The organism is Achromobacter sp. KK8 (assembly GCF_054188005.1).
In genome coordinates this window covers 542,332-557,708 of the sequence record NZ_CM135178.1, presented here as the reverse complement: position 1 = coordinate 557,708, position 15,377 = coordinate 542,332, and the positions used below count along the sequence as shown (strand labels likewise).

At 69.3% G+C, this 15,377-nt stretch carries 9 protein-coding genes and 1 pseudogene; 7 read left to right on the top strand and 3 right to left on the bottom strand.

The window, feature by feature from the left end:
- The first annotated feature begins 81 nt into the window (after window positions 1-81).
- From ACVN9Z_RS02690 to ACVN9Z_RS02660, 7 genes and pseudogenes are all read left to right on the top strand, one after another.
- On the top strand, window positions 82-3,447 hold the full coding sequence (locus ACVN9Z_RS02690) for an ATP-binding response regulator (RefSeq protein WP_458213069.1): 3,366 nt from the start codon (window positions 82-84) through the stop codon (window positions 3,445-3,447).
- Between the two features lie 66 nt (window positions 3,448-3,513).
- Window positions 3,514-4,020 (top strand): sigma-70 family RNA polymerase sigma factor, encoded by a 507-nt coding sequence (locus ACVN9Z_RS02685; protein ID WP_020926453.1) that lies wholly within the window; start codon window positions 3,514-3,516, stop codon window positions 4,018-4,020.
- Window positions 4,002-5,009: a FecR domain-containing protein gene (locus ACVN9Z_RS02680; protein ID WP_223308607.1), complete on the top strand. Its 1,008-nt coding sequence runs from the start codon at window positions 4,002-4,004 to the stop codon at window positions 5,007-5,009. Before ACVN9Z_RS02685 ends, ACVN9Z_RS02680 begins: the two co-directional genes overlap by 19 nt.
- A 134-nt stretch (window positions 5,010-5,143) precedes the next feature.
- The gene (locus tag ACVN9Z_RS02675) at window positions 5,144-7,648 is read left to right on the top strand and encodes a TonB-dependent siderophore receptor (protein WP_458213068.1); all 2,505 of its coding nucleotides are present in this window, start codon (window positions 5,144-5,146) and stop codon (window positions 7,646-7,648) included.
- 95 nt (window positions 7,649-7,743) lie between these two features.
- Entirely contained in the window at window positions 7,744-8,748 is a 1,005-nt protein-coding gene (locus ACVN9Z_RS02670; protein ID WP_458213067.1) for a ligase-associated DNA damage response exonuclease, read from the top strand.
- Between the two features lie 74 nt (window positions 8,749-8,822).
- Window positions 8,823-10,427, top strand: a complete 1,605-nt coding sequence (locus ACVN9Z_RS02665) for an ATP-dependent DNA ligase (RefSeq protein ID WP_458213066.1) — start codon at window positions 8,823-8,825, stop codon at window positions 10,425-10,427.
- Window positions 10,424-10,963: pseudogene (locus tag ACVN9Z_RS02660) on the top strand (DEAD/DEAH box helicase); the annotation flags it as partial. The gene ACVN9Z_RS02665 and the pseudogene ACVN9Z_RS02660, both read left to right, overlap by 4 nt.
- Here the strand turns inward: ACVN9Z_RS02660 and ACVN9Z_RS02655 are convergent.
- From ACVN9Z_RS02655 to ACVN9Z_RS02645, 3 genes are read right to left on the bottom strand one after another with little or no spacing between them, the layout of a single operon-like run.
- Window positions 10,849-12,282 (bottom strand): ABC transporter transmembrane domain-containing protein, encoded by a 1,434-nt coding sequence (locus tag ACVN9Z_RS02655; protein ID WP_458213065.1) that lies wholly within the window; start codon window positions 12,280-12,282, stop codon window positions 10,849-10,851. The pseudogene ACVN9Z_RS02660 and the gene ACVN9Z_RS02655 overlap by 115 nt on opposite strands.
- Window positions 12,279-13,994, bottom strand: a complete 1,716-nt coding sequence (locus tag ACVN9Z_RS02650) for an ABC transporter ATP-binding protein (RefSeq protein ID WP_458213500.1) — start codon at window positions 13,992-13,994, stop codon at window positions 12,279-12,281. The genes ACVN9Z_RS02655 and ACVN9Z_RS02650 overlap by 4 nt, the downstream gene beginning before the upstream one ends.
- 17 nt (window positions 13,995-14,011) lie before the next feature.
- Window positions 14,012-15,202: an MFS transporter gene (locus ACVN9Z_RS02645; protein WP_458213064.1), complete on the bottom strand. Its 1,191-nt coding sequence runs from the start codon at window positions 15,200-15,202 to the stop codon at window positions 14,012-14,014.
- Window positions 15,203-15,377: the final 175 nt, after the last annotated feature.

Below are 15,377 nucleotides of genomic sequence, written 5' to 3'. Positions count from 1 at the left end.
AATAGCCCTGCGATACCATCGAAGCATCCGGCCAAGCCTGGCGGTCGTCGGATCAGGCGGCTCTTTCCTACAGGAGAACCCTTGCAACTCGACCCGAGTTTGAAATTCCTGCCAGATCAGGGCGAGGTCGCGCGGCATCTGCGGCAACTGGATTGGGACTCGACTTCGATCGGGCCGCCCGCCCTGTGGCCGCAGAATCTGCGCACGGCATTGAGCCTGTGCCTGAGTTCCCGCTTTCCCATCCTGCTCTGGTGGGGCGAGGATTTCAGCGTCCTGTACAACGATGCCTATGTTCCGTTCCTGGGCGCCCACAAGCATCCGGCGGCGCTTGGCCGGCCCGGGCAGGAATGCTGGAGCGAGATCTGGCCCGAAATCGGCCCGATGCTTGCGGGTGTCTATCGCAGCGGCCAGGCTACCTGGTCCTACGACGAGGAATACTATTTCGACCGCCACCTGCCGCGCGAAGAAGTCTACGTCACCTTCACCTACGGCCCGATCCTGGCGGCGGACGGCGTCACCGTCCAGGGCGTTTTCTGCCCCTGCACCGAGACCACCGAGAAGATCGTCAGCGCGCGGCGTCTGGAAACCTTGCGCGAGCTCGGCGCGCAGCCGGTGCCGGCCGCCGGGCCGGCCGCCACGGCGGGGCGTATCTGCGATGTGCTGGCGCGCAACCCGCGCGACGTGCCGTTCTGCCTGATCTATCGATGCGGCGACCCGGACTTCGAACTGCTTGCCGCGACCGGCGTGAATGCGCAGTCGCACCCGGCGGCCCACTGGCCCCTGGCTGCCGTCGCCGGCAATGGCGAACCGCAGACCGTGGCGCTGGCGTCGTTGGGACTGGCATTGCCAGGCGGGCCCTGGCCCGATCTGGCCGCATGGGCGCGCATCCTGCCGTTGCGCTGGACCGCTGATGGCTCGGTCTCGGGCGTCATGGTGCTGGGCGTCAGTGCGCGGCGGCCGCTGGATAGCGCCTACCGCGACTTCCTCGACCTGGTCGCCCAGCATTCGGCCAGCGCCATCGCCAGCGCCGTCGCCTATGAGCAGGAGGCTCGGCGCGCCGAAGTCCTGGCGGAGCTGGATCGCGCCAAGACCATTTTTTTTTCCAACGTCAGCCACGAGTTCCGGACGCCGCTCACGCTGATTCTCGGACCGCTGCAACAGGCGCTGGCGCAGCCGTCGGCAGGCCTGGAACGCGAGACGCTGGAACTGCTGTTGCGCAATGCGCTGCGCCTGCAGAAGCTGGTGAACTCGCTGCTGGATTTTTCGCGTATCGAAGGGGGCGGCATGGTGGCGCGGCTGCAGCTCACCGACCTGGCCCGCGCCACCCAGGAGCACGCCAGCGCGTTCCGATCGGCGATGGAGAGCGCGGGGCTGGCCTTGTCGGTACAGTGCGACGCGGTGCCCACCGTGCTCATCGATCGCGACTGGTACGAAAGAATCGTGCTGAACCTGTTGTCCAACGCGTTCAAGTACACCTTGCGGGGATCGATCGACGTGGCCTTGCGCGACAGCGGCGATGAGGTGGTCCTGTCCGTGCGGGATACCGGTGTCGGCATCGCCCGCTCGGACCTGGCCAATATCTTCCAGCGCTTTCACCGGGGCCAAAGTCCGGCGGCCCGCAGCCACGAAGGCTCGGGTATCGGGCTGGCGCTGGTGCGTGAATTGGTCAAGCTGTTGGGCGGCGCCATCAGCGTCGATAGCGAGCCGGGCGTGGGCAGCGTGTTCACGGTCACGCTGCCCAAGAAGCAGGCGAGCGCGGCCGATGGCAAGGTCGCCCACGAACCCGTCGCGGGCAATGCCACGATGCAGGCCCGCCAGGAAGCGTCGCGCTGGCTGGCCAACGCATCCCCGGCGCTTGCATCCGCGGGCGCCGCCAATCGCCCGCGGATCCTCTGCGCTGACGACAATGCCGATCTGCGCGAGTACCTGCGCAGCCTGCTCGCCGCTGATTACGATGTGCGCATTGCCGCCGATGGCGCGACAGCCCTGCGCAGCGCGCGGCAGGATCCGCCCGACCTGGTGATCACCGACATCATGATGCCGGGCATGGACGGGCTGACCTTGCTGCAGGCCCTGCGCGGCGATGCGCGGACGCGGACCGTGCCGGTGATCCTGCTGTCGGCGCGCGCCGGGCAGGAAGCGCGCGTCGAAGGCCTCGATGCGGGCGCCGACGATTATCTGGTCAAGCCATTCTCGCCCGCCGAATTGCAGGCGCGGGTTGGCGCGCATTTGCGGTTGGCGATGTTGCGCCAAGAAACCCAGGCGGCATTGCGCGACGCCAACGAACGCAAGGACGAGTTCCTGGCCATGCTGGCGCATGAACTGCGCAACCCGCTGGCGCCGCTGCACAATGGACTGCACCTGTTGCGGCATTCGGAGGTGGACGCCGCCGGCACGGTGCGCGTCCATGAGATGCTCGCGCGCCAGGTCAGCCACATCGCGCGGCTGGTGGATGACCTGCTGGACATCGCCCGCATCAACAGTGGCAAGATCCTGCTGCGCAAGGCGCCGGTGGACCTGGTGGAGCTGCTGCGCAACGCGCTGGAGGCAAGCCGCGGACAGATCGAGGCGGCCGGACACACCGTGAGCGTGACCCTGCCGGAGCAACCGGTGATGATGCAGGCCGATGCGGTGCGACTGACGCAAGTGGTCTCCAACCTGCTCAACAACGCAGCCAAATATACCGACCGGGGCGGCCATATCGTCCTGAAGGGCACCCAGGATGCGGCGGGCGAATTCATCCTTTCGGTGCGGGATAACGGACGCGGTATTCCGGTGGATATGCTGACACGTGTCTTCGAGCCTTTCGTGCAGGTCGATGGCCGGCGCGGGTCGGGCGGCCTGGGCGTGGGGCTCACGCTGGTGGCGCGCCTGGTGGCGTTGCACGGAGGCAGCGTGAGGGCGGCGAGCCAGGGACCCGGAACGGGCTGCGAGATCGTCGTGCGCCTGCCGGTGCAGGCCGCGTCGCCGCGCCAAGTGACGCCGCAAGGTGGCCAGGCCGCGCCCAGGCAGAAACTTGGTCGTATCCTGGTGGTGGACGACAACACCGATTCCGCGGACACCACCGCCATGGTGCTCCAGGCGTTCGGCGCGCGGGTTGGGGTTGCGCGTGACGGCCGGCAGGCGCTGGCCATGCTGGACGAGTTCGCGCCGGCCGTGATGCTGGTGGACATCGGCATGCCTGGAATGGACGGCCACGAGGTGGCGCGACGGGTACGCTCGGCGCCGTCGGGCCAGGGCGTCGTGCTGATCGCCATGACGGGGTGGGGCCAGGACGAGGATCGGCGCCATTCCCACGAGGCCGGGTTCGACCATCACCTGGTCAAGCCGGTGGATTTTGCGGCGTTGGAACAACTGCTGGTTTCGCTGGCGCGCCGGCGGCAGCGACGGGGCCCGGCGGGGCTTGATGGCGGCGCGGCCGCTATCCAGGTCGGGAAAATTAGATAATAATAATCGTTCCCATTAAGTTCTATTGCCGCCGTCATGCCGTTGCCAGGCTGGCGGCCTCCTGCCTTGGATACCTCCGACTACGCGATCCCGCCCAGCGTGGAAACCCTTTACGGCGACCATCATTCCTGGCTCCAGGCCTGGCTGCGCCGTCGGCTCGGCAATGCCGCCGACGCGGCCGACCTGGCGCAGGACGCGTTCGTGCGGCTCCTGACCACGCCGCGCCGCTTCGGCAGCCTGCCTGAAGCGCGCGTCTACCTGCGCACCATGGCCGGCGGCCTGTGTGTCGACCTGTGGCGCCGCCGGCGTATCGAACAGGCCTGGCTCGACACGCTCACCGCCCAGCCCGAGGCGCTGGCGCCGTCGGCCGAACATCAGGCGATCGTGCTGGAGGCGCTGCAAGAGATCGACCGCCTGTTGCGCAGCCTGCCCGTGAAGGCGGCTCACGCCTTCGTCATGGCCTCCGGTTGCGGCATGAGCGAAACGGAAGTGGCGGCGGAGCTGGGCGTCAGCACCCGCATGGTGCGCAAGTACATCGCGCAGGCCATGCTGCATTGCCTGAAGACGCTTTGACGACGATGGGCATGCCGCCGCAACGGGGGCACGGGGAGCACGCGGTCCTGGAGCAGGCCGCGCAGTGGTTCGCGCTGCTGCAATCGGAAGAGGCCACCGCCACCGACCGCGAGGCGTGGCGGCGCTGGTGTGATAGCGCCGAGGCGCATCGCGCGGCCTGGGCCCAGGTCGAGCGCGTCGGCCAATTGTTCCGGCCCATCCAGACGGCGCCCGATCCCCATGGCGCGGTCGGCGCCTATCGTGCCGCCACCGCCAATGCAACCCGGCGCCGTGTTGTCCTCGGTCTGGCGCTGGTGGCCGGCGCCGGCCTGACGAGCGGGGTGGCCTGGCGCTACTCGCCGCTGGCCGGCCTGGTCCTGGCCCGCATGGCCGACCATCGCACTGCCACCGGCGAAGTCCGGGAGGTCTTGCTGGCCGATGGCACACGGGTCTGGCTGGGAACGGCAAGCGCCTTCGACACGGACTTCGGCCCGGCGCTGAGGCGCCTGCGGCTGGTCGCGGGCGAAATCCTGGTCAGCACGGCCGGCGGGCAGCAACGGCCGTTCGTGGTGGATACGCCGCAAGGCCGGCTGCGCGCGCTCGGCACGCGCTTCACCGTCAGGCTGGATGCCGGCATCACGCGTATCGCGGTCTACGACGGCGCCGTCCAGGCGCATGGGGCCGATGGCGCCGGCGTGGTCATCCCCGCCGGTTGGCAGGCGCGCCTGACGGCGACGGGACTGTCGCCGATCGAGCCGGTGGACCCGGCCAGCGAAGGCTCGACGCGGGGCTTGTACATTGCCCGCAATGCGCCCCTGGGCGAGGTCTTGCGCGAACTCGGACGCTATCGCGCCGGCCTGCTCAGCGTGTCGCCGGAGGTGGCGGATCTGCCGGTGTTCGGCAGCTACCCGATGACCGAACCCGAACGGGTACTGGCCATGCTGGCTTCGGTCATGCCCATCCGCGTCAGCCATCCCCTGCCGTGGTGGACCCGCGTCACCCCCCGTTGACGGGGCGCCGGCAGGGCGTGGCGGCGGTGGCGCATTTTTTTTGCAAAAGCGGTTCCTGTTTTGGGTGGCTCGTTCGATGAAGCGGGTGAAAGGTCTTCGGACCATCCCCCAATTGCCCATTTGAGGAAGCCCGCATGTCCATCCGAACCCTCCGGCCCCGTCACTTCACCGAGCCGGCGCGCCGCCCCGATGCGGCCCGCCGCGCGCCGCTCGCGCGCAGCCTGGCACAACTGGCCTGCGCCGGGGCGCTGGTGGCGATGGCGGGCGGATTGCCGGTCGCCGCCGCCCAGGAGGCCGGCGCGGTGACGGACGGCGCGGCGCGCCGCTACGACATCCCGGCCGGCCCGCTCGATGCCGTACTGGCGCGCTATGCGGCCGAATCCGGCGTGCTGCTTGCCAGCCCGCCCGGCCTGGTGCAAGGGCGCCACAGCCCCGGGGTGCAAGGCACCTACGATTCACAGGCCGCGCTCATGGCGGCGTTGTCGGGAACCGGCGTGGAAGCGGTCAGGGATGCCCAGGGCCAATACCGGCTGCGCGCGGCTACCAGCGCCGAGGTTGCAACCCTGGCGCCGGTCACCGTGCCGGGTCTGGGCATCGCCACCACCGAAGGCACCGGTTCGTACGCTTCGAACGTGGTGACGATCGCCAAGGGCGACCAATCATTGCGCGAGATCCCGCAGGCGGTCTCGGTGATTACCCGCCAGCGCATGGACGACCAGAACATTACCGATATCCGCGACGCGCTCAATCACGCGCCAGGCGTGTCGATGGTGGCGAACGAGCCGGGCGGGCAGTTTTATTCGCGCGGATTCTTCATCCAGAGCTACCAGTTCGACGGCGTGCCGCTGGAACGGCAGCTCTACGCGCGCGGTTCGGCCTTCAATTCCGATGCGGCTCTCTATGACCGCGTGGAAATCATGCGCGGTCCGCAAGGGCTTTTCGAAGGAGCCGGCGACCCGTCGGGCTCGGTGAACATGGTCCGCAAGCGGCCGACGCCGCAGCGCCAGTTCGTCTTCACCGGCAAGGCCGGCTCGTGGGACCAGTACGGCGCGCAGGCCGACCTGGGCGGCGCGCTCAATGACAGCAAGAGCGTGCGCGGCCGCGTGGTGGTGAACTACGACACCGCCGGTTCGTTCCGCGACTATATCAACTCCCATGACCGCACCTTCTACGGCGCGCTGGACATCGACCTGGGCGCCGCCACCACCGTCGGCATCGGCTACAGCCGCGAGAAGCCCTATGGCGTGATCGACTGGTCGGGCCTGCCCAACTATGCCGACGGGTCCATGCCCGACTATGCGCGTTCCACCAACCTGAGCGCGCCGTGGAACCATGCCTCGAAAACGCAGGACACCTGGTTCGCCGACCTGACCCACCGTTTCGCCAATGGCTGGAAATTCAAGGCCGCCCTGGTGCGCGTGCAAGAGGCCAACGACATCAAGTACCTGCTGCGCACGGGACGGTTGGGACCGCCCAATACCTACCGTGGCGACGCCTATGCGTTCGACATGGAGTCCAGGAACCTGGGCGGCGACACCTATCTGACGGGGGATACCACGCTGTTCGGCCGCAAGCTCGGCCTGACGGTGGGGGCCAACTTTTCGCACCTGCGCAGCAACGACACCTGGGGTTGGCTGCGCAACGTCGAAACCCTGAACCGCAGCCCGTATCAACGATTCACCGCGCCCGCCCTGAACAGCGACGAAATCATCGCGGCCAACCGCATGGACGATGGCTATCGTTCCGACAAAAAGGGCTTGTACGCCAGCGCGCGCTACCAACTGGCCGATCCGCTGCTGCTGGTGCTGGGCGGCCGCTACTCCTGGTACAAGCAGACCTACATTTCCAATGGGGTCTGGGGCTACAGCGAGACCACGGCCGAGGAGTCCGCGGAGTTCACCCCCTTCGTGGGGGCCGTGGTCACGCTCGACGACCAATGGTCGGCGTATGCCAACTACGCCGACATCTTCCGCCCGCAGAGCCAACGCGGCGTTTCCGGAGAATTCCTTGCGTCGGTGACAGGCCGCAACTATGAGCTGGGCCTGAAGGGTGAGTTGCTGGACGGCCGGGTCGATGTGGGTCTTGCGTTGTTCCGCACCGAGCAGAAGAACGTCGCCTTCGAGGATACCGACGTCCCGCAGGCCGTGGCCAACGCCCAGTGCGGCGGCACCTGCTACCGCCCCACGGCGCAGGTGCGCAGCCAGGGTTTCGAGGCCGAGATCAATGGCGAGGTGCTGCCTGGATTGCAGCTGTCCGCCTCATACACCTATACGCAGACGCGTCACCGGAGCGCCGATGTGCCGGCGGTGGGTTACGACATCTCGGCCAACACGGGGATCCCGCGCCATTTGGCGCGCCTGTGGGCCAACTATCGCCTGCCGGGGGAATGGAGCCGCTATTCGGTGGGCGCCGGCCTGATCACCCAGAGCAAATCGTCAGGCTTCGGCTATTACGGCCGCGAGCAGGGTGGCTACACCGTGCTGGACGCGCGCCTGGGCTACCGCGTGGACGAACGTCTGTCGTTCGCGTTGAATCTGGGCAACCTGACCGACAAGAAGTACTACAGCTCCATCAGCTACGACCACAATTACTACGGCGCGCCGCGCAATTACCTGCTGACGGTGCAGTACAGGATGTAGCGTCGGCGGCGCCGCGTTCGCGGTATAACCGACAGATGCAGCGCCGCGGCTCGCGCACCCCGCGCGAGCCGCGCCCGCCAGATCGGGAGACAGTCATGGCCGACATCGTCCAATTGCGTCCGGAAGGCTTGTATTGCGCCGCGGGCGGGTTCTACATCGATCCCTGGCGCCCCGTGGATGTCGCGGTCCTCACGCACGGCCATGGCGACCATGCCCGCGCAGGCATGGGCCGCTACCACACCAGTGTCGAGGGCCTGCCGATCCTGCGGTGGCGGCTGGGGGACCAGGACTATCGCGTCCATGCGTACGGCGAGCCCTTCACGCTGGGCCGCGCGCGCGTCTCGCTGCACCCCGCCGGCCACGTGCTGGGATCCGCGCAGGTGCGCGTCGAAGTCGACGGCCAGGTGTGGGTCGTGTCGGGCGACTACAAGCGCCAGCCGGACCCCACCTGTACGCCGTTCGAGGTCGTGCGTTGCGACACCTTCATCACGGAAGCGACCTTCGGCCTGCCGATATACCGCTGGCCCAGCGCCGCCGACGTGGCGCGCGACATCGTGCAGTGGCGCGACCACTGCGCGGCGCGCGGCGAGGCCGCCATTCTCTACTGCTATGCGCTGGGCAAGGCGCAGCGCGTGCTGGCCGAGCTGATGCCTTTCATCGACCGCCCCGTCTACCTGCATGGCGCGATCGCCGCGGGCGTGGACGTCTATCGCGGCGCGGGCGTGGCAATGGCCGATACGCGCCTGGTCATCGACGCGGAAGGGGCGCCAGCGGCCGCGGGCACGGGATTTGCTGGCGAGCTGGTCCTGGCGCCGCCCTCGGCCGCCGGCAGTGCGTGGCTGCGGCGGTTTCGCAAGGCCCAGCATGGCTTTGCATCGGGCTGGATGCGGCTGCGCGGCAACCGGCGCCGGCGCAACATGGACCGCGGTTTCGTCGTGTCGGACCATGCGGACTGGCCCGATCTGCTGCGCACCGTCCGCCAGACCGGTGCGCGGCGCGTCATCGCCACGCACGGCGACACCGACGCGCTGGTGCGCACCTTGAACGAATCAGGCATCGCCGCCGAGACGCTGGCCACGCAGTACGGCGAAGACGACTAGGAGCCGTGCCCATCCGTGCTGGCAGGCCGCGGGACAGGCGCTTTTTTTGGATCGGCAGGAGAACGGACGCAGGCATGAAGCGATTCGCGGCGTTGTATCAGGAACTGGACCGCAGTACCGCCACCTTGGACAAGCGCGCGGCGCTGGTGGCGTACTTCCGTGATGCGCCGCCCCGCGACGCGGCATGGGCGTTGTATCTGCTGGCCGGCGGCAAGATCACCAGCGCGCGCAGGAAGATCGCGGCGGTCGGCGAACTGCGCGCCTGGGTCGCGAGCGCGTCCGACACCGCGCCCTGGCTGGTGGATGCCTGCTATGACCAGGTCGGCGACCTGGCCGAGACGCTGGCGCTGCTGGTTCCCGACCCCGCCACCGCCGCGCCCGAGCGCGGCCTGGCCGATTGGATCGAAGAGATCCTGTTGCCCGTGGCCAATCGCGACGAGGGCGAGCGCCGCGAGGTCATCGTGGCCGCATGGATGGGCCTGCCGTATGCGGAACGCCTGGTCTTCAACAAACTGCTGACCGGCGCCCTGCGCGTCGGCGTGTCGCAGCGGATGGTGCAGCAGGCGCTGGCGGAGATGTCGGGCGTGCCCATCGCGCGCATCGCCCAGCGCATGCTGGGCGCGTGGTTGCCCAGCCCCGCCTTCCTGCGTGACTTGCTGAGCGCCGAGGAATTGCCCGGCGACCGCCAGCAGCCTTACCCCTTCTTTCTGGCTTCGCCGCTGGAGGGCGATCCGGCGCTGCTGGGGCCGATCGGCGACTGGCTGCTCGAATGGAAGTGGGACGGCATCCGCGCGCAATTGATACGGCGGCGCGGCGAAGTGGCATTGTGGTCGCGCGGCGAGGAGCGCCTGGACGGCCGGTTTCCCGAGGTCGAGGCCGCGGCCGCGGCGCTGGATGTGGACTGCGTCATGGACGGGGAACTGCTGGCCTGGCAGGACGACACAGCCGGTCCCATGCCGTTTTCCGCCTTGCAGACCCGCATCCAGCGTCTCAAGCCCGGGCCCAAGTGGCTGGCCGAGGCGCCGGTGCGCCTGCTGGCCTACGATTTGCTGGAGCTGGACGGCGCCGACCTGCGCGAGCTGCCGCAGACCGAACGGCGCGCCCGGCTGGAAGCGTTGCTGCGCCGGCATCCGGACCCGCGCCTGCGGCTGTCGCCGATCGTCGCGCCCGAAAGCTGGGACGAGGCCCGCCTGCTGCGCGCGCAATCGCGCGAACGCGGCGTGGAGGGCTTCATGCTCAAGCGCGGCGCCGCGCCGTACCAGAGCGGCAGGCGGCGCGGCGACTGGTGGAAGTGGAAGATCGATCCGCTCACCATCGACGCGGTGCTGCTGTATGCGCAGTCCGGCCACGGCCGCCGCAGCACGCTCTACACCGACTACACCTTCGGCCTGTGGGATGGCGATGCGCTGGTGCCCATCGCCAAGGCCTATTCGGGCCTGGACGACAAGGAGATCCTGGAACTGGACCGTTGGCTGCGCGCCCACACGCGCGAGCGTTTCGGCCCGGTGCGCTCGGTTGATCCGGTACAGGTGTTCGAGCTGGGTTTCGAGGGCGTCAACCTGTCCAAGCGCCACAAGTCGGGCGTGGCGGTGCGTTTTCCGCGCATCCTGCGCTGGCGGCATGACAAGCGCGCCGACCAGGCCGACCGGCTCGACACGCTGAAGGCGCTGGCGCGATGAGCGCCATGCGCCGTGGCCCGGATGCGCCGCTGGCGGCATGGTTCGCGGCGCGCGGCTGGAAGCCCGCCCCGTTTCAGCGCGAGACGTGGCGGCGCTATCTGGATGGCGAATCGGGCCTGCTGCACACGCCCACGGGCAGCGGCAAGACCCTGGCGGCATTCGGCGGCCCGCTGCTGGAGGCCCTGGCCGGTGACGCGCCCATGGCCCCGGGTGAAGGGCCGCGGGTGCTGTGGGTCACGCCGTTGCGGGCCCTCGCCGCCGACACCACCCGCGCGCTGACGCAGACCGCGGCCGACATGGGCCTGGCGTGGACGGTGGCGCTGCGCACGGGCGATGCCAGCGCCCGCGACAAGCGCCTGGCGCGGCAGGGCAAGGCGCAGGCGCTGGTGATCACGCCCGAATCCCTGGCCCTGCTGCTTTCCTACGCCGACGCGTCGTCGCGCTTTCGCGCCCTGCGCTGCATCGTGGTGGACGAATGGCACGAATTGCTGGGCAACAAGCGCGGCGTGCTGCTGCAGCTGTGCCTGGCGCGCCTGCGGCGCCTGTCGCCCGGCGTGCGGACCTGGGGCCTGTCCGCCACGCTCGGCAACCTGGACGAGGCCCGCGCCGTGTTGCTGCCGCACGCGCCGGGCAGCGCCCTGGTGGCGGGCGCGCGGCCGCGGCGGATGCAGATATCGACGCTGCTGCCCGAGCGCAGCCGCGCCCTGCCATGGGCCGGGCACCTGGGCCTGTCGCAGCTGGAGCGGGTGTTCAAGCGCCTCTCCAGGTCGATATCGCGCAGGGCTGGCGCACTGCCGCCGGCGTAGCGGAATTCGAGACCGTTGATACGGATGCGCGCCGGTCCGCCAGGGCCGCCCTCTGACGGCCATTGCGGCAGCGGCGCCACCGCCCGTACGTCTTCGATGCGGGCCAGGGCGGCCTCGATCAGCGCCAGGATCGTGGTGAAGTTCACGAAGGTCGCCAGCGGCTCGGCAAAGCGCGCCACCAGCACCAGTACCGCGCCGAGAGCCGCGGGAGCCAGGCTCCCCTGGGTGACCCACAGCATGCCGCAGCCCAGGATTGCCAGCATCCCGGATTCGACGATGGCGGCCACCATCAACGACGGCTTGGCGCCGCGCCGGTGATGCTCGCGCTGCAATCGTTCCACCTGCTCGAAGCCGGCGCGCAGGCGTTCATTGGCGGCGCCGGCTCGGCCCGTCGCCAGGCACACGGGCAGCCCTTGCATGTACTCGAGCAGTTCCGCGTTCAAGGCTTCATTGGCGCGGCCCGTGGCCGCATGCCCGCGATCCAGCGCCGGCCGGCGCCAGCGGTAGAGCGGCACGATCACGGGAAACACCAGCATCAGCGCCATGCCCAGTCGCCAGTCCCAGGCCAGCAGCGCCAGCGCGGTCGTGGCCGGCGTAACCGCGGCGCCCAGGATCAGGTTGATCACCGTCAGCGCGTAGTTCATCTGCTCGTCGACGCCGCCCAGCAGCTTGGCGGCGATGCCGCCGGTGCGGTGGGCCTGCAGCGCCTCCAGCGGCATGCGCCGCAGTTGCTCGCCCAGCAGCACGCGCAGCTTGTGCGTGGCGCGCGCCATGTGGCCGCGATAGTCGAAGCCCTGCGCGCGCCAGCGCAGGATGATGGCGGCGGCTGCCAGCAAGGTGAAGCCCGCCAGCCAGGCCAGCGCGGCGCGCCAGGGATCGCCGCGGGTCACGTGGACGAACAGGGGCACGATGCAGGCCAGCGACAGGCCCTGGCACACGGCGGCGGCCAGCAACAGGCACAGGCTGGCGCGCAGGCGGCCGGCCTGGCTGCCTGCGCTGCGGAGAAGGCGGCGATAGGTGTCGCGCCAGGGAGCGGGAGGTGTCGTCATGAGGGTTGCTCGCCCAAGGTCCAGCGGCGGGCGCGTTGATGGTTGTTCCAGAGCTGGGCATAGAGGCCGCCCGCCGCGAGCAGGGTGTCGTGCGTGCCGGATTCGGCTAGCCGGCCACGGTCCAGCACCAGGATCTGGTCGGCGTGGCGGATGCTGGCGAGCCGGTGCGCGACCATGATGACGGTGCGGCCGCGCATCAGCGCGGCCAGCGCGGCGCCGACCGCGCGTTCGTTTTCGGGATCGGTGGCGGCGGTGGCTTCGTCCAGCACCAGGATCGGGCGGTCCATCAGCACGGCGCGGGCGATCGTCAGGCGCTGGCGCTGGCCGCCGGACAGGTCCTTGCCGCCTTCGCGCAGCACGGTGGCGTAGCCGTCGGGCAGCGCGAGGATGAAGTCGTGCGCCTGCGCCGCCCGGGCGGCGGCCTCGATCTCGGCGGGGCGGGCATCGGGGCGGCCCATGGCGATGTTCTCGGCCACGCTGCCGGAGAACAGGAAGTTGTCCTGGAACACGAAGGCGACATGCTCGAACAGGGTCTCGCGTTCCAGGTCGCGCACGTCGACGCCGCCCACCAGCAGGCGCCCGGCATCGATGTCCCAGAAGCGGGCGATCAACCGCGCCACGGTGCTCTTGCCGGCGCCTGAACGGCCGACCAGCGCCGTCACCTGGCCGGCATGCGCGGTGAAACTCAGGTTGTCCAGCGCGGTATGGCCACCATAGCCGAAGCGCACATCCTCGAAGCACACGCTGGCGTCGGCCGGCCGCCGCCGCGGCGCGCGGGCCGGCGCCAGCGGCGCGATCGCCAGCACCTGCTGGATGCGCGCCACGCTCAGCTTGGCCTGGTCGATCATGTGCGCCAGCGACATCATCGGAAACATGGCTTCGGCCATGCCCATGCCGAACAGCAGCAAGGCCAGCCAGATTGGAAAGCCGAGCTGGCCCTGCGCCGTCCACCAGGCGCCCAGCCACAGCAGCACCGCAAGGGTCGGCAGCGGCCCGAGCGCGGCAATCGCGAAGCGGGAACTGAAGCTGGCGCCGCGATACCAGTCGGTCAGCATCGCCAGGTAGCGCTCCAGGGCGCGGTGGTAGCGTCCGAAGGTGCTCTGGCCGGTATCGAAGGTGCGCACCACGGGCATGGCCTGCACGTATTCGATCACCGCGGCGCTGACCTGTTCGCGCGCCTGGTGGTAGCGCCGCGTCATGGCTCCGCGGCCGCGCATCGCCAGCGACAGGACCGCCACGCCTACCGCCAGCACGCCCACGGCGGCCAGTGCCATGCGCCAGTCCAGCGCGAACAGCAGCGCCGCGCTGAACAGCGGCATGGCGTAGGCGCGGGCGAACAGCGGCGTGCTGTCGGCCACGAAAACGTGCAGCGCCTGCACGTCGTTCTGCAACACCTTGGCCAGCGGGCCGCTGCCCAGCGCCTGCAATTCGCCGAAGGAAAGCCGCGCCAGGTGCCGCACCAGGTCGTTGCGCAGGATCACTTCCAGGCGGAAGGCGGCGTAGTGCGACTGGTTGAAGGCCTGCAGCCGCAGGAAGCAGGCCAGCAGGGTGCACGCCAGCGCGCCCAGGAACGCGGGCCAGGGATAGGTGTCCGGGGACAGCAGCAACTCACGCATGGCCAGCGCCAGGCAGGCCAGGCTCGACAGGCTGCACAGCACGCCGGCCACGGCCAGCCTCATGGCCAGGCGGATCCGGCCGCGCACCGGCCGCATGATTTCCCAGGACTTGTTCATGTTGCCTCCCGGGGAACCCAGCGCGCGGCGGCCAATAGGCCGCATACCGCCAGCACGACCGCCGCGCCGACCACGCCGCCGTAGCCGATGCGGCCGGCCAGCATGGTGCCGGCCGAGGTCAGCAGCATCGCGAAGAAGTGACTCACGCTCATTTGCAGCGTGTAGTCGGTGGCGGGACTGTGCGGCGACGACTGATCCATGATGAGCGTGCACAGCACCGTGGCGGCCGGCGTGTACAGCATGTAGTACAGCACTACCGCCACGCCCGTGGCGGTGTGCGAGCCCCAGGCCATGGCGGGCAGCGCCAGGCCGCCAATGCCCACGGCCTGCAACAGCGCCGCCGCGAGCGTGGCGCCACGCCGCGACCAGCGCTTCAACAGGCGGCCGTAGGCCAGCGCCACGAGCAGGCCGGCGGTGGCGCCCACGACGTTGAGCACCAGGCCGATGTCGGCGAGCGACCATCCGGTATCGAGCAGCGATGGCATGATGACTGCGTAGCCGAGCGATGCGGAGGCGGGATAGAGCAACAGCACCAACAGCCAGTGCTTGCGTTGCGGCCCGCGCCAGAAGGCCAGCAGGCGCGCGTGGCTGGCGGGGCCGGCGTTGCGGGGCCATTGCGGTTCACGATAGCCCAGCAGCTGCAGCCATGACACTGCCGTGAGCGCCGCCAGCAACAGGCAGCAGCCGCGCCAGCCCAACCGCGGATAGAGCATCAACATCATGCCGCCGCCCACCAGGTTGCCGATCAGGCCGCCGGCGATCTGCAGACCGTTGCCGAAACCGCGATCAGCGGGGCGGGTCAGCACGCGGCAGGCCAGGCCGTCGAGCGCCACGTCCTGCGCGCCCGAGAACAGCGCGGTCGCCCAGCACAGCAGGTAGATCGTCGTGAAGTCGGCGCGCAGGTCGAGCAGGCCGATCAGGGCCAGGCACAGCACCAGCCCGGCCTGGGTCGCCAGCAGCCAGCCGCGGTAATGGCCGCGCAGGCCAGTCGCGTGGCGGTCGATCCAGGGCGCGTACAGCGCCTTCAGCGGCCAGGCCATGCCCATCAGGTAGACCAGGCCGATGGTGTCCAGGCTGGCCCCGCCTTCGCGCAGGATGGCCACCATGGCGATGACGAAGAACATCAGCCCCAGGAACTGGGTACTGTAGAGACTGGCCAGCAAGGCCCAGGTACGGCGCGATGGCACGGGGAAGCTTCTCCGGAGGGATGAGTAGGCGGATCTCGGAAGTGCCTGGAGCGGCGGCGCGGGCCGCAATCCGGGATCGGATGCCGTGAATACATGGATGATAATGATTTTTATTGTTGTTTCTACCCGAATCCGATCATCTCGGCCTGAATCGGATAGACGGCCCATTCCATGT

What these genes read in the sequence shown, in the direction of transcription:
- ACVN9Z_RS02675 (WP_458213068.1), top strand. Translation starts at nt 5,144, where the DNA reads ATGTCCATCCGAACCCTCCGGCCCCGTCACTTCACCGAGCCGGCGCGC.
- ACVN9Z_RS02670 (WP_458213067.1), top strand. Translation starts at nt 7,744, where the DNA reads ATGGCCGACATCGTCCAATTGCGTCCGGAAGGCTTGTATTGCGCCGCG.
- ACVN9Z_RS02665 (WP_458213066.1), top strand. Translation starts at nt 8,823, where the DNA reads ATGAAGCGATTCGCGGCGTTGTATCAGGAACTGGACCGCAGTACCGCC.
- ACVN9Z_RS02655 (WP_458213065.1), bottom strand. Translation starts at nt 12,282, where the DNA reads ATGACGACACCTCCCGCTCCCTGGCGCGACACCTATCGCCGCCTTCTC.
- ACVN9Z_RS02650 (WP_458213500.1), bottom strand. Translation starts at nt 13,994, where the DNA reads ATGCGGCCGGTGCGCGGCCGGATCCGCCTGGCCATGAGGCTGGCCGTG.